The organism is Mesobacillus foraminis (assembly GCF_004340465.1).
In the GTDB taxonomy this organism is placed as follows: domain Bacteria; phylum Bacillota; class Bacilli; order Bacillales; family Cytobacillaceae; genus Mesobacillus_B; species Mesobacillus_B foraminis.
This window is the reverse complement of the sequence record NZ_SLVV01000009.1, coordinates 28,333-45,054: the sequence shown is the minus strand read 5'-3', so window position 1 is coordinate 45,054 and position 16,722 is coordinate 28,333. Positions and strand designations below refer to the sequence as shown.

The 16,722-nt window shown below is 42.9% G+C and carries 21 protein-coding genes and 1 riboswitch; of the genes, 7 read left to right on the top strand and 14 right to left on the bottom strand.

What is annotated here, in order from left to right:
• Window positions 1–149 precede the first annotated feature (149 nt).
• Entirely contained in the window at window positions 150–986 is an 837-nt protein-coding gene (locus EV146_RS16960) for a lipoate--protein ligase family protein (protein WP_132008627.1), read from the bottom strand.
• A 281-nt stretch (window positions 987–1,267) separates the two neighbouring features.
• Between EV146_RS16960 and EV146_RS16955 the strand changes: the two genes are divergently transcribed.
• Window positions 1,268–1,588 (top strand): rhodanese-like domain-containing protein, encoded by a 321-nt coding sequence (locus EV146_RS16955; RefSeq protein ID WP_373566080.1) that lies wholly within the window; start codon window positions 1,268–1,270, stop codon window positions 1,586–1,588.
• Between the two features lie 97 nt (window positions 1,589–1,685).
• Here the strand turns inward: EV146_RS16955 and gcvPB are convergent, their stop codons facing one another.
• Genes gcvPB through gcvT form a run of 3 tightly spaced genes read right to left on the bottom strand, consistent with a single transcriptional unit; the run spans window position 1,686 to window position 5,610 of the window.
• A complete protein-coding gene (gcvPB, locus tag EV146_RS16950) occupies window positions 1,686–3,146 on the bottom strand; it encodes an aminomethyl-transferring glycine dehydrogenase subunit GcvPB (RefSeq protein WP_132008621.1) in 1,461 nt (486 codons plus the stop codon).
• Window positions 3,139–4,485: an aminomethyl-transferring glycine dehydrogenase subunit GcvPA gene (gene gcvPA, locus EV146_RS16945; protein ID WP_132008618.1), complete on the bottom strand. Its 1,347-nt coding sequence runs from the start codon at window positions 4,483–4,485 to the stop codon at window positions 3,139–3,141. The genes gcvPB and gcvPA overlap by 8 nt, the downstream gene beginning before the upstream one ends.
• A 15-nt stretch (window positions 4,486–4,500) precedes the next feature.
• Window positions 4,501–5,610 carry a glycine cleavage system aminomethyltransferase GcvT gene (gene gcvT / locus EV146_RS16940; RefSeq protein WP_132009187.1) on the bottom strand — a complete coding sequence of 370 codons (1,110 nt, stop codon included), beginning with the start codon at window positions 5,608–5,610 and terminating at the stop codon, window positions 4,501–4,503.
• A gap of 177 nt (window positions 5,611–5,787) precedes the next feature.
• Window positions 5,788–5,876: riboswitch (glycine riboswitch) on the bottom strand.
• Window positions 5,877–6,037: 161 nt separating this feature from the next.
• Between gcvT and EV146_RS16935 the strand changes: the two genes are divergently transcribed.
• Entirely contained in the window at window positions 6,038–7,723 is a 1,686-nt protein-coding gene (locus tag EV146_RS16935) for a DEAD/DEAH box helicase (RefSeq protein ID WP_132008615.1), read from the top strand.
• A complete protein-coding gene (locus EV146_RS16930; RefSeq protein ID WP_132008612.1) occupies window positions 7,701–8,492 on the top strand; it encodes a YqhG family protein in 792 nt (263 codons plus the stop codon). Before EV146_RS16935 ends, EV146_RS16930 begins: the two co-directional genes overlap by 23 nt.
• Window positions 8,493–8,527: 35 nt before the next feature.
• Here EV146_RS16930 and EV146_RS16925 read toward each other — a convergent pair whose 3' ends face one another.
• From EV146_RS16925 to comGA, 8 genes are all read right to left on the bottom strand, one after another.
• Window positions 8,528–8,707, bottom strand: coding sequence for a YqzE family protein (locus EV146_RS16925; protein WP_121611843.1), 180 nt, complete (start codon window positions 8,705–8,707; stop codon window positions 8,528–8,530).
• 70 nt (window positions 8,708–8,777) lie between these two features.
• Window positions 8,778–9,155, bottom strand: coding sequence for a competence type IV pilus minor pilin ComGG (gene comGG / locus EV146_RS16920; RefSeq protein WP_158287126.1), 378 nt, complete (start codon window positions 9,153–9,155; stop codon window positions 8,778–8,780).
• Complete coding sequence (gene comGF, locus EV146_RS16915) at window positions 9,145–9,621, bottom strand: competence type IV pilus minor pilin ComGF (protein WP_132009184.1); 477 nt, start codon at window positions 9,619–9,621, stop codon at window positions 9,145–9,147. The genes comGG and comGF overlap by 11 nt, the downstream gene beginning before the upstream one ends.
• Window positions 9,575–9,883, bottom strand: a complete 309-nt coding sequence (locus tag EV146_RS16910; protein ID WP_132008606.1) for a hypothetical protein — start codon at window positions 9,881–9,883, stop codon at window positions 9,575–9,577. Before EV146_RS16910 ends, comGF begins: the two co-directional genes overlap by 47 nt.
• Window positions 9,884–9,893: 10 nt before the next feature.
• Window positions 9,894–10,331: a competence type IV pilus minor pilin ComGD gene (gene comGD, locus EV146_RS16905; RefSeq protein WP_132008603.1), complete on the bottom strand. Its 438-nt coding sequence runs from the start codon at window positions 10,329–10,331 to the stop codon at window positions 9,894–9,896.
• On the bottom strand, window positions 10,328–10,639 hold the full coding sequence (comGC, locus tag EV146_RS16900) for a competence type IV pilus major pilin ComGC (protein ID WP_132008600.1): 312 nt from the start codon (window positions 10,637–10,639) through the stop codon (window positions 10,328–10,330). The genes comGD and comGC overlap by 4 nt, the downstream gene beginning before the upstream one ends.
• A 22-nt stretch (window positions 10,640–10,661) precedes the next feature.
• Window positions 10,662–11,696: a competence type IV pilus assembly protein ComGB gene (gene comGB / locus EV146_RS16895; RefSeq protein WP_132008597.1), complete on the bottom strand. Its 1,035-nt coding sequence runs from the start codon at window positions 11,694–11,696 to the stop codon at window positions 10,662–10,664.
• Window positions 11,680–12,753, bottom strand: coding sequence for a competence type IV pilus ATPase ComGA (gene comGA, locus EV146_RS16890; RefSeq protein ID WP_132008594.1), 1,074 nt, complete (start codon window positions 12,751–12,753; stop codon window positions 11,680–11,682). The genes comGB and comGA overlap by 17 nt, the downstream gene beginning before the upstream one ends.
• Before the next feature lie 249 nt (window positions 12,754–13,002).
• Here comGA and EV146_RS16885 point away from each other — a divergent pair, with 249 nt between their 5' ends.
• Together EV146_RS16885 and EV146_RS16880 are read left to right on the top strand one after the other, a co-directional pair.
• A complete protein-coding gene (locus EV146_RS16885; protein ID WP_132008591.1) occupies window positions 13,003–13,704 on the top strand; it encodes a helix-turn-helix transcriptional regulator in 702 nt (233 codons plus the stop codon).
• Between the two features lie 81 nt (window positions 13,705–13,785).
• The gene (locus EV146_RS16880) at window positions 13,786–14,031 is read left to right on the top strand and encodes a DUF2626 domain-containing protein (RefSeq protein ID WP_121611823.1); all 246 of its coding nucleotides are present in this window, start codon (window positions 13,786–13,788) and stop codon (window positions 14,029–14,031) included.
• Window positions 14,032–14,075: 44 nt separating this feature from the next.
• Here the strand turns inward: EV146_RS16880 and EV146_RS16875 are convergent, their stop codons facing one another.
• Window positions 14,076–15,170 (bottom strand): class I SAM-dependent methyltransferase, encoded by a 1,095-nt coding sequence (locus EV146_RS16875; protein ID WP_132008588.1) that lies wholly within the window; start codon window positions 15,168–15,170, stop codon window positions 14,076–14,078.
• Between the two features lie 47 nt (window positions 15,171–15,217).
• Window positions 15,218–15,850 carry an MBL fold metallo-hydrolase gene (locus EV146_RS16870; RefSeq protein ID WP_132008585.1) on the bottom strand — a complete coding sequence of 211 codons (633 nt, stop codon included), beginning with the start codon at window positions 15,848–15,850 and terminating at the stop codon, window positions 15,218–15,220.
• A 96-nt stretch (window positions 15,851–15,946) separates the two neighbouring features.
• Here EV146_RS16870 and EV146_RS16865 point away from each other — a divergent pair, with 96 nt between their 5' ends.
• Both EV146_RS16865 and EV146_RS16860 read left to right on the top strand, forming a co-directional pair.
• Window positions 15,947–16,423 (top strand): hypothetical protein, encoded by a 477-nt coding sequence (locus tag EV146_RS16865; RefSeq protein WP_132008582.1) that lies wholly within the window; start codon window positions 15,947–15,949, stop codon window positions 16,421–16,423.
• Window positions 16,424–16,534: 111 nt separating this feature from the next.
• Window positions 16,535–16,708, top strand: coding sequence for a DUF2759 domain-containing protein (locus tag EV146_RS16860; RefSeq protein ID WP_121611815.1), 174 nt, complete (start codon window positions 16,535–16,537; stop codon window positions 16,706–16,708).
• The last annotated feature ends 14 nt before the right edge of the window (window positions 16,709–16,722 follow it).

Genomic DNA, 16,722 nt, shown 5'->3' with positions numbered 1-16,722 from the left:
TGTCAAACCTCAAATAGATTAAAAATATGAGAATAAAAGAGAGAAAAACGGATATTCACCATAAAACGATAAATTTTAACAAATTTCGCCCCTTGCTTTTTTAGGGAGAAATTATTTATACCAGCAAAAAGAAAAAGCGTACAGGCCGCTTATCTTTTGAAATTCCATTCATCACTTTCATATTTGGATTTTGCCAGATCGATCACATAATCCATTTCATCCTTAGTCAAGGTATAGGGTTCAAGTTCTATATTTAGCCCTTCTGCAAACCCTTCCCTGAAAGCAATCTTGGCTTCATCCATTTCGATTTTCCTGCTGCTGATATCGTTGATAGCAACGGCCTTTGATTTAAAAGCCTTCTGCATCCGCTCCTTTACCCGTTCACTAGGATAATTGAACAGACTGAACAGCTTGTCTTCATCCAGATCCAGGAGAATGGCACCGTGCTGGAGGATGACGCCTTTTTGACGTGTCTGTGCACTGCCTGCCACTTTTCGACCCTCCACGACAAGCTCATACCAGCTAGGGGCATCAAAGCATACAGCAGACCTTGGGTTCTTTAAAGCATTTCTCTCCTCCGCTGTTTTGGGTACTGCAAAATAAGCTTCCAAACCCAGATTATGAAATCCCTTTAAGATGCCTTCTGATATGACACGGTATGCTTCCGTAACCGTTTTAGGCATTTCCGGATGCTCCTCTGAAACAATGACACTGTATGTAAGCTCATGCTCATGGAGGACTCCCCTGCCGCCAGTCGGTCTGCGGACAAAGCCAAGCCCGTGGATTTTTACTGCCTCCATATTTATTTCTTTTTCGACTTTTTGAAAATACCCTACTGACAGTGTTGCGGGATTCCAGCCATAAAATCGGATAACAGGAGGAATTTTTCCTGCACTGTGCCAATCCAGCAAAGCTTCATCAAGAGCCATATTAAACGATGGCGACCCATACCCAGAATCGATATATCTCCATACTTCTTTTTCCATTCTTTCAACCTCTTTTATGTCGTTTCTAAAATAAAATATGACTAAAAATACGATTCCTTTCAGACCTTTAATAGTCTATCAAAATTTAATCCTAAAAACAAAGAAGGCAGTTCAGGCTGAATATTCCGAAAAGTTTCCTTTTCTACTAATTCCCTTTGCCCTTGCAGGCAATCACTTATATAATATAAGGTGGCGCAGTTAGCTTGAAAGGAGTAGAAACATTGGATACACTATATTTTATTCTCATTTTGCTTGCAGTTATCATCGCTTACTCTGCATTTATGTATTTTTATCAGAAGCGGATTGTCAAAACATTGACTGAAGATGAATTCAGAGCAGGCTATCGAAAAGCACAATTGATTGACGTAAGGGAACCGAATGAATTCGCGGGAGGACATATCCTCGGAGCAAGGAACATTCCAGTTTCCCAGCTGCGGATGCGAATGAAGGAAATTCGCCCTGACAAGCCTGTATACCTCTATTGCCAGAGTGGTGCACGAAGCGGCCGGGCGGCGCAAATGCTGCACCGCAAAGGATATAAAGATCTTTCCCACCTGCAGGGTGGTTTTAAAAAGTGGTCCGGGAAAGTCAAAGTAAAGTAACGTATTTTAATAAATAGTCTATTTATTAAAATATTATTTTGAAATCCCGATTTCCTCATAAGAAAAGACTCCGTTCATAAAAGCGGAGTCTTTTCTGTTATGCTTTATAATAACGCAGTATCGGCTTCCTTGCGGCCGTCGTTTCATCGAGCCTTCCAATCACTGTAGTATGAGGGGCTTCCTGGACAACCTCGGGATTCTCCTCAGTTTCCCGTGCAATCTGAATCATTGCATCGATAAAGGCATCGAGGGTCTCCTTCGATTCCGTCTCAGTAGGCTCAATCATGATGCACTCCTCGACATTCAGCGGGAAGTAGATGGTTGGCGGATGGTAACCGAAATCAAGCAGCCTTTTAGCTATGTCAAGAGTCCTTACTCCGAGTTTCTTCTGGCGTCTTCCGCTTAAAACAAATTCATGTTTACAATGCCTGTCATATGGCAGGTCATAATACTCTGCAAGCCTTCTCATCATGTAGTTTGCATTTAATACGGCATTCTCGGTCACTGCCTTTAAGCCATCTGGACCCATGCTCCTTATATACGTATAAGCCCGTACATTAATTCCAAAGTTGCCATAGTAAGGTTTGACTCTTCCAATGGACTGAGGGCGGTCATAATCAAATACATAGGCATCATTTTGTTTCGTAAGCACCGGTTTCGGGAGGAATGATGCCAGGTCTGCTTTAACTCCGACAGGACCAGAACCCGGCCCGCCCCCTCCATGAGGGCCTGTAAAAGTTTTATGGAGATTCAAATGAACAACATCAAAGCCCATGTCACCAGGTCGCGCTTTTGAAAGGACAGCGTTCAAATTGGCACCATCATAGTACAATTTCCCTCCGGCTCCGTGGACGATTTCTGCCATTTCGATAATATTTTCTTCAAAGAGGCCAAGTGTATTAGGATTTGTCAGCATCAATGCTGCAGTATCCGGACCAACAACTTTTTTCAAATCCTCAATGTCTACAAGTCCATTTTCGTTTGATTTCACTGTCACTGTTTCAAACCCGGCCACTGTGGCTGAGGCAGGATTTGTGCCGTGAGCAGAATCCGGGACAATTACCTTGGTCCTTTTTACATCGCCTTTAGATTCATGGAATGCCCGGATCATCATTAAACCAGTCCACTCACCATGGGCACCTGCGGCAGGCTGAAGGGTGACTTCGTCCATTCCTGTGATTTCGACCAGATGTTCCTGTAGATCATGCATCAACTCTAATGCTCCCTGGACTGAGCTTTCATCCTGCAGTGGATGGATATGTGCAAAACCGTTGTAGCGTGCTACATTCTCGTTGATTTTTGGATTATATTTCATTGTACAGGAACCGAGTGGATAAAACCCCGAGTCCACACCATGGTTTCTTTTTGACAAAGCAGTATAATGGCGCATAATATCAAGTTCTGACACTTCAGGAAGTTCGGGTTCCTCTTCCCGTATGTAGCCCTCTGGTATTAGATCCTCAAGCTTTTTCTCCGGGACATCCAATTCTGACAGGCTGTATCCAATACGTCCTGGGCTGCTCATTTCGAAAATTAGCTGCTGATTTTCCTTATGCATGGCAATCCCTCAATTCTTTTACAAACATATCGATTTCTTCTTTTGTTCTCAATTCTGTTACCGCTACGAGCATATGCCGATCCAGCTCAGGGTAGTCACGTCCCAGGTCATATCCCCCAATATATCCTTTACTGAGCAATTCCTGGTTAATCGACTTGACAGGAGCGTCCATTTTGACAACAAATTCGTTAAAGCATGGCCCCTCAAATACAATATTAAAGCCTGCTTCCTTAAATATTTTTTTCGCGTATCCAGCTTTTTGAATATTTGCAATGGCCATTTCCCTTACACCCTTTTTTCCCAAGGCAGTCATTGCTACCGATGCAGCCAGAGCATTCAAAGCCTGATTCGAACAAATATTTGAAGTCGCCTTGTCACGGCGTATATGCTGTTCACGTGCCTGAAGGGTCAGAACAAATCCGCGGCGGCCCTGATCATCCTTCGTCTGTCCTACCAACCTTCCTGGTATCTTTCTCATGAGTTTGGAAGTGACGGCAAAATATCCGCAATGTGGTCCTCCAAAGGCTGCAGGAATCCCGAATGGCTGTGCATCCCCAACAACAATGTCAGCCCCGAATTTCCCGGGGGGTGTCAAAGCTCCTAAAGCAAGGGGATTGCTTGATACAACAAAAAGCGCTTTTTGGGAATGGACAACTGTTTCAATCTCCTTCATAGGTTCGATTCGGCCAAAAAAATTAGGATATTGCACAATCACAGCGGCAACATCTTCATCTGCCAAGCTTTGAAGCTTTTCTGTATCCGTGATTCCGTCTTTATGAGGAACCTCGACCACCTCAATATACTGGCCCTTCGCGTAAGTCTTCACCACTTCCCTTGCCTCCGGGTGAACCGCTGCAGAGATAAGAATCTTTTTCTTTTTTGTCTGTCCTGCACTGAGCATGGCCGCTTCACCTAAGGCAGTACCCCCGTCATACATGGAAGAATTGGCTACTTCCATTCCGGTTAATTCACAAATCATCGTCTGAAATTCAAAGATTGCCTGCAGCTCCCCCTGGGAAATTTCGGGCTGATACGGTGTATAGGCGGTGTAAAACTCGGAACGCGATATTACATGGTCAGCAATAACAGGCGTGTAGTGATCATAAACCCCAGCCCCAAGGAAAGAAGAATAGGTTTTGGTGTCGGCATTCTTGCCGGCCATCCTTGCCAATTCCTTCATAAGCATTGGCTCTGATTTAGCTGCCTTAATATTATATTCACGATTAAAGCGCACGCTTTCTGGTATGTCGCTGAATAGCTCATCAACAGTGCTGACCCCCACGGCTTCAAGCATGGCTTTTTTATCTTTTTCCGTCAGTGGCAGATAACGATGCTTCATAGTTGTTCCCCTCTCCTATTGCTTCTTTTTTCTTTGATAAAAAGGTGTTTTCGTTACAGCTGCTTTTAATCTCTTTCCGCGAATCTCGACTTCAACTTCCGTTCCTGCTTCCGCATGGCTGGCTTCAAGCAAAGCAAGGCCTATATTTCTTTTTAATGTAGGCGACTGGGTACCAGTAGTGACCTCACCGATCCTGCTTCCATCCTTGTATACTGGATAGCCATGGCGGGGGATACCCCTGTCAATCATTTCGACCCCCACAAGCTTTCTGGGAACAGATGATTCTTTTTGCTTCAATAGAGCATTTTTGCCTATAAAGTCCTGTTCTTTGCTCAATTTGACAGCAAAACCGATCCCGGCTTCCAGCGGGGAAATATCAGGAGACAGCTCCTGCCCGTACAGCGCAAGATTAGCTTCAAAACGAAGTGTGTCCCTCGCTCCCAGGCCGCATGGAAGGACTCCAGCCTCCCTGCCGGCCTCCAGGATTGCCTTCCAGAGGCTTACTGCGTCCCCGGGGGTGCAATAAATCTCAAATCCGTCCTCTCCTGTATAGCCCGTTCTTGAAACCAGTACTCTCTTGCTACTGATAACAGCTTCTTTATTGAAGGAAAAAGGCCGCATGCCTGCTAGTTCGATACCTGCTGCAAGCTTTTTCAGAACATCTTCAGCCAAAGGTCCCTGAAGGGCTAACAGCGCATATTCCTCGGATACATTCTTTATCTCAACATCGCCTTCGAGATGTTCATCCAGCCATGCAAAGTCCTTTTCTATGTTGGACGCATTTACTACAAGCAGATAGTGTTCTGCTTCAAGCTTATAAATAAGGAGATCGTCGACCGTTCCGCCATTTTCATAACACATGGCTGTATACTGGGCACTCCCGGTTTTTAATTTGGAAACATCGTTTGTCATCATTCTTTGCAGATAGTCCAGACTGCCCGTTCCCTTAACCTCGATTTCCCCCATATGGGAAACATCGAACAGCCCTGCTTTGGTACGGACCGCCTGATGCTCTTCCTTGATGCTTGAAAATTGGACAGGCAGCTCCCATCCACCAAAATCAATCGTCTTCCCCCCATATTCTTTGTACACTTCAAACAGCGGTGTCCGCTTTAATTCTCCCATCATTTAACCCCCTTCAATAGATCAACTATATCGACTTAAGTATACGGGTATAACAAAAAGGACAGAGAACCCCCTCTTTAAAATGAGAAGGTCTCTGTCCTTGCACCTGAAAGTTTACCTCGACCATGAGGCTTTCCCCTTTGGTGGTTCCGTGTTAGGGAACACTCTCCAGAGCTGCGTCAAACAAGAGTTCTTTTGCCTGAGAGATTCACAGGATTTGCTTGCTCCTTCGGCGCTACATACGTAGTCTCTCCCCTTGCCGTCATCCGCTATTATAATTTTTTTCAGAATGGTTATGCTATACCATAAAAGCACCAGCATGTGTAAATGCCGTTATGTTAAATTTCAAAACATTAAATCTACTTCCATCCTACCATTATACGGTTCGTTCCGGCAATATATTTTTACCTCCAAAGGAGTGGGCAAGTTGACAGTTGAAATCATATTTAATTCCTCCTGGCAGGAGGAATTGCTGAATAGACTAACAAATGACGGGCCATGGGGCAGCTGGGACCTGTATAAGCTCGCTGTAGAAGTGGAAAAGCATACACTAGTTCCGGAATTTGAAGGCCTGCGGGCCCCTGTTCATATTCCCCAGCTAACCCCTCTTCCCCACCAATTAGAAGTAGCTAAACAGGTAGTGGAAAATATGCACGGAAAAGCGATCCTTGCAGATGAGGTTGGACTTGGCAAGACCATTGAAGCGGGTTTGATTTTAAAAGAATATATGATTCGTGGCCTTGTAAAAAAAGCTTTGATCCTCGTGCCAGCTTCTCTAGTACTGCAGTGGGAAATGGAACTTAACACAAAGTTTTTTATTCCGGCTGTCGCCCAAAAGAAAAGCTATATGTGGGAGCAGTACGATGTAGTGGTCTCATCGATCGATACGGCTAAGCGGAATCCACACAGGGATATCATTTTTAAACAGAATTACGATATTGTCATAATTGATGAGGCCCATAAACTGAAAAATAATAAAACCAAAAACTACGAATTTGTCCAAAGCTTAAAAAAGAAATTCTGCCTGCTTCTGACAGCTACCCCCATTCAAAATCGTCTCGAAGAAATTTTCAATTTAGTCTCTCTGCTAAAACCGGGGCACCTGGGCAGTGAATCGAGCTTTTTTGAAAAATATAAAAAGGATTCCCGTTCCATTCAAGATAATGAACATCTAAAGGAACTCATCAATAAGGTCATGATTCGGAACAGGCGGTCAGATACAGGCATTGAATGGAAAAAACGCCATGTTGAAACCATTCCGATTCATTTTACAAAGGAAGAACAGGACCTATATGACAGCATCCTTACGCTAAAAGAAGAACAAGGAATCACTCAAAGCCAGTTTTCAACAATGACGCTGCAGCGGGAAGCATGCAGCAGCAGGGAGGCCGTTTACTATACTCTAAAAAACATGCTTCAGCGCCAGGAAAACCCTTCGCCAGCATACGAAGCGACAATTGCCTCGTTGATCAAAAGGATTGAAGCTGTTCCCCGCAACTCTAAAGCGGAAAAGGCACTTGAACTAATCAAAAAAATAGGTGATAAAGTCATCATTTTCACAGAGTACCGCGCAACCCAGCTATACCTTCAATGGTTTTTACAGCAGCACGGCATTACTTCCGTACCATTCCGCGGAGGCTTTAAACGAGGAAAAAAAGACTGGATGAGAGAGCTCTTCCAAAAGAAAGTCCAGGTTTTGATCGCCACGGAAGCAGGCGGTGAAGGAATCAACCTCCAGTTCTGCAGCCATATCATTAATTTCGATCTTCCCTGGAATCCCATGAGGCTGGAACAGAGGATTGGGAGAATCCACCGCCTCGGCCAGGAAAAAGATGTCATGATCTATAACTTCGCGATTAAAAACACGGTCGAGGAACATATATTGAAATTATTGTATGAAAAAATTAATCTTTTTGAAAAAGTAATTGGAGACCTCGATGATATCCTGACCAGGCTTGAATTTGGGAGCATTGAAGACCATCTGATTGATATTTTTGGACACTCAGCTTCTGAAGGAGAAATGAAAATAAAAATGGAAAATTTCACTTCAATGATCCAATTTGCAGAGCAAATGAAAGAAGGGAATCACCATGCAGCAACAGGAAATTTATAAATTTCTTCATAATTACTTTGATTCGAACGGCTGTGAATTTGTTGAGCTAGCCGATGGTTATATGACAGTCCAATTGACCGAAGAACTGGATAAAGAGCTAATGAACAGGCCTTTCTATTGGCATTATCTCGAAAAAACAGGTGGAATACCCAATCCAATGAAACTTACCTTAATTACCGATCAAAGTAATGTTCCCGAAAATATCAAAGGGGAAAACATCCACTTCGGTTCACCAAGGCTACATCAAATCTTTGAATCCACCAAAAGGCTGGCCGGCTATATCCGCCTTTATGAAAATAAAGAAGGAGCAATGGGATCCCAGATCCCATTACTCCCCTGGCTATGTGTAAATATGAAGATTTCTTATCAATGTGACCGAAAACGAGATGTATACAAATCAATAGGTCTTCAATTGATTAACGGAAGAATGGTAACTGACTTTCACGATTTGCTGCTCAAGATAGAGTTAACTCCTAAAATCCCGGATTATGCCTTTACACTATCGCCGCTTATTATGCCAAAGAGCGGAATGGCGAGAATTGAAAGTCTTTTAAGAACATTGATCGCAGAAGAAGACCACAGCTGGGCAAATGACGCGAGAATAAGGTGGAAAAAAGACCTGGATTTATTGAAGCATTTTTATGAGGGTGATGAAAAGAACGAAAGCTACGAAATAGAACAACGAGCACTGAAGGATCAATTCGAACCTAAGATTCATATATCGATTATTAACGGCGGCTTATTTTATTTGACCGATAAAGCTGTATAAAAAAATACCCGGCTGATGGTAACAGGCCGGGTTCCTTATCTTTTTCGATTAATCATGGACATGAGTACAAAGGGCAAAATTCCAAACCACCGAAACAGGAATGATGATTTCTCCGCTTTTCTCTCCTGCTTATTTTTCAGTCGTTCCTCTTTTGGCTGATCGGCATATTTCACAACCGTCTGGGTAAGGTATTTTACATAATCGTTTGTTTTCATCTTTCACACACCCGCTTTCATTCATTAGCAAGTATGTCCTGAATTGTGTGATTTCAAACTCGAATATAACCTAACTCTTTTCCATCCATTTGACCAGTTTCTTCTGCACCGTATCAAAATGGCCAACCCCGACCCACTGCTCCTTTGTGAAAAGCTTCACCGTAAATGTAATCTCTGCCAATCCTTCAGGAAGAACTCTTGTCTGGTAGGCGACTGTACCCTTGGTATACAGAAAGGTTCCTGTTTGAGAGAGGTTATTTTCCTTTAAAAGTCCTTCAGCCCTTTTAACAGCAGATAGCAGATAGTATTCCTGAACAAGTATTACCTCTGTGTCCTTATAAAAACGCTTTTCCGCCATGTTTTGTTCAACAGTTATTAACAGGAGGAGACTAAAGAAGACCAGCATACAAAGTGAAACAGGGTAGGTGAATCCTCGCTCATTTTTCATCCTCTCCCCCCTGGACACTGAAAGATCTAACCGTGGCAGTATACTCCTTTCCATTCATATCCTTTACAGTTATGCAGTATCCATTCGTCCGGGGCGAAAAAGCCAAAGAGGCAACATTCTGCAGTATAATTTCATGGCCTGTGTAATTAACCCTCCTCCTGATTGCTGAACCATATTTTTCAAAGAGGACACTTTCTCCATTTTTATAGAGGAGCAGTTTGTCTTTATCGACGGTCATGCCCGTTGAAATCCGGGTTTCCCTTTTTAACTGGGTATTAAAAACTTCCCATTCAAGCCTTTGCACCCTGCTGTCCAAATAATTGTGCTGCAGCACCATTTTGACTCCTAAAGGCAAAAACGCCATCAGCATGCAAAAGGCTGTAAGGACAACCAGCATTTCAGCGATCGTAAACCCTCTTTCATTCAGAATATGCACATTTGAAGCTTGAAGTTTTGTTAAAACCATCGAACTCGACACACACCTTTACTCGGGATTCCTGATCCGCGGCACCCACTTTGACGCGAAAAACCCTCCCGTTTCTTTCGATACTTGAATCTTCCAGGGGTTCAGGGGTGAGCTTCATTTCCTGCAATCGATCATATAATAGATGCAGGGCATCTGCCTCTTGCCTGATTTGCATCGAATGTCCCAGAAGAGTGATGGCTATCGGCAGCAAGATACCAGTCGCCATCAGCCAGGCGGATAATGACAGGAGCAGTTCAGACATAAAAAAACCTTTATTGTTCAACCACATAGAAACGTCCTTTCCCAATAAGAATGGTCATCCGATAAACATGACTGTCTATCTTTATATGAAATGAACCAAAGTTTTTGATATTGCCGTCCTGTCCATATTGAAAATACAGTTTTAAGGTCCCTTCCCATATTTGGACTTCCTCCGAATAATGGCGTTCTAATAATATTGGTCCATTATACCGTGACCGAATATAGTAACAATGCTTCTCCGGCAAAATGTGTACAGTCACGTCTTCCTGGGCGGCAATCGAATGCTGCTGAGCAAAGAACAGATCGGACTTAAATTGGGAAAAGAACAAATTTTTCACAAGCGAATGGTGGGCAGGCTTTAACAGGAGGAAACTGCTGAAGGTCATAACGAGAAAAACCGAAAATACGATGAGGGTTTCTATTAAGGTAAAACCACCATTGTTCTTCATTCACTGGATTCTGGAAGCGTACTCACAGCTCCTGTAGAGCTGATGACGATTTCCTCGCCATCTGGACAGGTTGTCTGTTTTAAATAATCTTCCTTAACAAGATCAGCCGCACTGGCAGGCAGCTTGTTCTTGTCGATTTGATAAGCTTGGACCTGTCCTTCCACCATATGAAGGAAGGCTTCACATCCTTTCTTATTAATGTTGGAATTGTGCTTCGTTATGTTAGGTACTGTAATAATTAGCAAAACGGAAATGATCAGCAGGACAATCATCATTTCTATAAGAGTAAAGCCTTTTTCATTTTTCATAAAATCATTCCTTTTAATATGGTTATATTCCCTGCAATAGCTGAAACATTGGAAGCAGTATGGCTAAATACAGCGAGATGATAAGCAGCCCAATTATGGTATAAAGAACCGGCTGTACAATGCGCATGGCCCGGTCTGTTTTCTCCTCAAGCTGCGAGAGACAATTTCGGCTGTAATAAAACAACTCCTGATCAAGCTTTCCGTTCTCCTGGCCGGGCTTAATAATTCGGTATAGCTCCCCCTCAAAGAAGGAAAAGGATGCAATGGCCCGGTCAAAATCCAATCCTGTGGAAAGGCTGAGCTTGATTTCTTTACCAAGCTCGACGGAAAAAGGTTCATGGGTATTATTCTCAAAAACATTAAGTGCATCGATGACAGACAGTCCCCCGGAAAACAGATAGCTAAGCTGGACGGAGAAAAAGTGGGAATACAGTAGCTTAAGCAATTTTCCGATTACTGGTATCCGTACAAGCCTGTTCCTTTGCTCCAAAGCAGAGTACTTTCTAAAGACCAGATAATAATAAGCCGCTGCCGCCGAAAACAGTATGACTCCAAACGACATTAGAAGGGGAATAGCATTACCAAAGGATGTAATAATGGTGACGAATACGCCAGGATCCACGTCCATATCCTGATAGAGCGATGAGAATTTCGGGAGGAGTACGTGGTCAACAAAGTAAAAGAGGATAAAGGTCATGAAAGCAAGGATCAGAGGGTAGGTAACAAGTTTTTTCAGCCTGTTGAAATCATTATCGCGTTTAAGGACCATGCCGCTCGCCTCAATAATGGCATTTCCCAGCCCTCCATGCTGCTCGGCAAAATAGACATAACTGATGAGATTTTTATTGAAATTTAATTCTGTCAAAACTTGATAAAAGGGGTAGCCCTCCCGTAAGTCCGACAGGCTTTCGTTCATTTCCCTCTTTTGCCTTGGCCTAAGGTAAAAGGAAACAGATTCGATTGCTTCAGCAAGCGGGTAACCTCTCAATAGCAGCTCACCTGCTCTTTTAAGGAAGGTCGCCTGTTCCCGAACTGTCCAATTATTGACTCTGTTCATTCACTATCCACCTTTTAATCTCTTCTTCCTTAATAAATCCAAGAGAAACCCCTTTTAATATGGCATCTTTTAATGTTGGATAATGATAATCAGCAGCTTCCCCTCTCGATTCCGCCAAAACAGCAGACAATGCCCTTCCTGACAGAATCTCAAAGATACCCCCTCTTTTCCCCCTGCCGGCTGTATAGCAAAATGGAGAACAGCCCTCACTGCAAAAAGGACATGTGAGTTCCACTAACCTTTGGGCTGTCACCGCAATCAGTGTCTGTTGAATTTCCAGCCAATTGACTCCAAATTCAAGAAGCCGATAGATTGCACCTTTGGCATCGCGGGTATGCATGGTCGACAGCACAAGGTGCCCTGTCAAAGCGGCCCGCACAGCAATCTCGGCTGTTTCTTTATCACGAATTTCTCCCACCATAATAATATCAGGGTCATGCCTGAGGATGGCTTTTAAACCGGCGGAATACGAAACACCTGCTTTCTCATTCACTTGAATCTGCAGCACAGTGTCATTCAGTTTCTCAATCGGATCTTCGAGTGTAATAACATTGCGGTTGATTACCTGGGATGCTTCTGATAGAAGGGAATAAAGAGTTGTGGTCTTGCCGCTTCCTGTTGGACCTGTAAGGATGATTAGACCGTGGGCATGTTTCATAAGAGAAACAAGTTTTCTCGAGGTTGACGGGAACAAGCTTAGCTGATAATGGGGACTTAAATTTTGCTGCGGAAGAATCCTGATCACCATACTTTCGCTTTTGTTGGCAGGAAGCGTGGATATCCTCAAACCTACAAGGCTGTCTTTAAATCGGTAGGCATATGCCCCGCTCTGCGGCCTCCGCTTATCGCCAATATCCATTGAAGCAGTAAATTTAAAGTGTGACACTAGTCTCTCACTGTCTGAATTTCCCAGGATCAGCCTTTGCATCAATTTGTTTCCCAGGCGAAATTTGATTGCCGAGTCTTTTCCCCGGGGGATAATGTGGATATCTGAAGCACCTTTTTTAAGGGCATCAGCCAAAATACTGTCTGCTAAATCCTGTATTGATTTATCAATATTGAACGCCTCCTTTAAATTCTTTCACTATAGTATTCTTCGTTTTTAGGGCGCTTACCTCCCGGCCTTAACGATTATTTGTGTATAAATTATGACAAACCATTTGAGTATGGTTACCTTCGTTCAAGAATTCGCCATTTAGTTGTGAACATTTTCTAAACATATAGTGTTAACAGTGTAAACCTTATACTAAAGGCTTTATTCTGTATCTATAAGAAGTAAATTTCAAGTTTCCCGAGGTGAACTTAAATGGAACAGACATTGAAAATCACTAGCGTTCTATCAGATCCAACCCGTTATTATATTTATCAGTACATTACGAAACAGCATAAAGATGTAACCGTTCAGGAAATTGCAGACCAATTCGAAATACATCCAAATGTTGCAAGGCTTCACTTATCCAAGCTGGAAGATGTAAACATGCTTTTGTCGGAAACGAAGAAAACTGGAAAAGGTGGTCGGCCGAGCAGACTTTACCGCCTATCGGAGGATGTTATCCAGCTCCATTTCCCATATCGGGACTACCAGCTTCTATCTAAAATTACGCTGACAACGATGATGTCCCTGGGAGAAGAAGGAAGAATGGCCTTATACCATACAGGCAAAAGCCTTGGCTCTGAATTAATTGAGCAGGAAAAAGCCTCCCACCATCTGGCTTCAGCATCCATTACTTTTCAGCAAAAATTGAATATTATTAAAAGCGCTTCAACCCTCGCAGGTTTTTATCCTGAATTTGAAACAAATGATGATGAGACTAAGATTTTCTTTCAAATTTTCAATTGTCCATTTAAAGAAGTGGCAGCCGAACATCCTGAAACAGTCTGCGGGATGCATGTTGAATTTTTAAAGGGAATGTTTGAATCGGTGTTCGGGGATATAGAACTTGTTGAAAAGGAGAATATTATCGCAGGCTGTGATTCCTGCTCCTACCATGCCCTAATTGTACAATGATCAATCGTTATTTACATTCCCCTCCTCTTTACTTTATAATTGGTATGTGTTGGACTTGTATCGTAAAAGGAGGGGTGGCTTTTGGATCGGATGTACAGAGTTTTAGCATTCTGGACGGGAATTTTTGCAGTTATGTTCTATTTAGGGCATATGCCAACGACGTCCTTGATTTTCTTTGGTCAGACTGGGTTCTTCTTGCTGTTGAGCTACTTGAAGTTGTCCGAGCGGATGTATCTTTATATCTTCGGCGCATACTTAACGATTTTCTTTGCAGGATTTACTTACTGGACAACGTTCATGATGACGCCGGGTGCAGGCGGACACTAATATTAACGTAAAAAAAAGCGATTACTGCAATCGCTTTTTTTACGTTATCCCCAAATATCCGTTCCTCTTGTCCCACTCCCTGTTCCTTTGCCTTGAACAATAACATGGAAGGCACTGCTGATCCCCCCTGGTAGGATGAGGCTTCTGATTGCCCGATTCCGTCTGCTCGTATCCGAAAAAGGATCCAGATCATAATTTTCTTCAAGCTCTTCCAATATACCGGCCTTCATTAAAAATTCGTTCTGCCTAAGAATGGAAAGAAGCCTTAAACCCAATGATTCTCCCTGCTGGATCAAAGCATCAAAATGAACGTGGCTGGTTATATCCATCCTGCCCGGATGCTTTAAAATATCCTCGATCATCTGATGCTGGTAATACCCTCTGAGACTCCCATTCCTTCTTGCGGGATGCTTCCAATCCTCATAGGAATATCCGTAGTCTGCGGTAACGGCAATTCCCCTGTATAAAGCACTTCCTATTTTCTTTATTACCCTCTCCATTTCCAACGGGATTTCCATGCGCTGCCCATCTAATAGATGTATTCCCTGCACGCGAATGAATCTCAGTATTTCCTGATTTTCCAGCGGTGCCAGCCTTTCAGCTAAACGCTCGCCCTCTATTGTTATCATAACCTCAAAAAGCTTGTCTTCTTTCTTTTCAATAACATGAACAGGAAGTGCATCAAATAGTTCGTTGGAAAAGAACAGTCCCTCAAATTGCGGCAGATCATCAATATCATTATACTGGGTGACATTGCTCAAGTGATCAAGAGCCTCAGCCTGGAGCTTCCTGTGAAAGGGACTTGTTTCTATGATTGAATAGGTTAATGGCATGTCTGAGCATCGATGCCAGCCCTTAATAAACGCCTTGGCAAACCGGCCATTGCCTGCGCCCATTTCACATACAGATGGAGGTAAATCAAGTTTGCGATAGATCCTAGAATACCATTTACCGATGATTTCCCCAAATATATCTGATACATTGCTGGAAGTGATAAAATCACCCTTGGTTCCAATCTTAACTAGTTCGTTCATATAATATCCTTGCTCGGTATGATACAGGGCTGTTTGGATATAATCCGCATATGTAATCATGTTCCTGTCACTGTTTTCAATTTTTTTCCTTAGAATAGCATGCATGTTGGGACCTCACTGTTTTAGAAATCCTTGGGAAATGGGATACAAAGCTAGAACCCGTTTAAGAATGGATTAGAATCCATCTCTTGTCTTATGGTGGTGACGGGGCCATGCCCAGACAGTACCAAGGTCTCTTCAGGCATGACAAGCAGTTTCTTATGGATGCTTTTCAAAAGTGTTTCATGGCTGCCCCCTGGAAGATCAGTCCTGCCAATGCTTCCTTGGAATAGGGCGTCACCGGATGCAACCAGCCCTGCTTCTTGAAAATAGAAGGAGATGCTGCCCGGTGAATGTCCAGGTGTTTCTAAAACTGTAAAAGTAAATTCCCCAATGGATAAATCCTGGTTCCCTGATAATAAATAATCAGCCGGCTCTGCTTTTACTTCCCCCATGCCAAATAGCCGTGATCCATTCAATACTGGATCGGTAAGCCACTTTTTCTCCTGGGTATGAAGATACACCGGTACGGAATATTTCGCCCTGATTGGTTCCACTGCTCCAATATGATCAAAATGTGCATGTGTCAGCAAAATGGCTGCTGGTTTTAGCTTTTTTTGGTTTAAATAACGAAAGACCTTCTCTGCCTCCTCCCCGGGATCAATAATCAGGCAGCTGTTATTCCTGTTGGACAGGATATAGCAGTTGGTCTGCAAAGGCCCCAACGGCAGCTGATACCATTCCATGCTTTTTACCTCCATATGAATTGATTTAATAACTACCTCTATTCTACACTATTAATAGGTAAGGCTTAAGTTTTTCAGGAAGGAAGAATACATCGTATGGAAGTTATGATTGGCGTCGAGGCAGCTGCGCTCATTAGCGAAATTCCAGAGTTTGAAGAATTAATGAACTCGGACTGTAATGTCATTGAACGTTTCGGCACAATATATATCTATCGGGACCTTCAGGCGGCGATCAATGCCTGTGATGTGCTGATTGATGCAGAGCTTTATGAAAATATGCATACCTTCATCAAACATGCTAATGGCAAACCTGGCGAGTGCTTCTTTGATTGTGGTTTTAGTGATGGCTCAAACGTGTATTTATTCAAGGATTTATTGTTTGCTTTTTATCTGGAAGGGGATGACGAACTTCAGGTCAAAATGGCAAAGGAGCAAATCGAAGAGCATTTAGTTTTTGAAACTGTTTTACACGGTGTGAATGTCCTATATGCAGAAAAACAATTTGATTCATTGGTAAAAGGAATCGCCAGGGCCTATAACTGTGAAGCAAGGTTTTTAGACCTCGACAAATGAATCAAAAACCTATAAAATAATATCGAATGTATCTACATATAGGCATCAAGCCTGTCCGTTGACTTACAAATCTTTGATGTTTTCACAACATCTGTAAAAGGGGGCTTTTTCATGGGACTAGTCATCATTCTTGCGTTAGTTACACTTCTTGCAGCATACGGAACTTTTTCTGCCTTAAAAAACAAGAACGTACTCGGAATCATATTTGGCGGGGGATCCTTTCTCGTCTTTGGCTGGTTTACGGTTATGACCGTCATTCACCACGGCTACCCGGTAGCACACTAACACCTAAAAAAAGA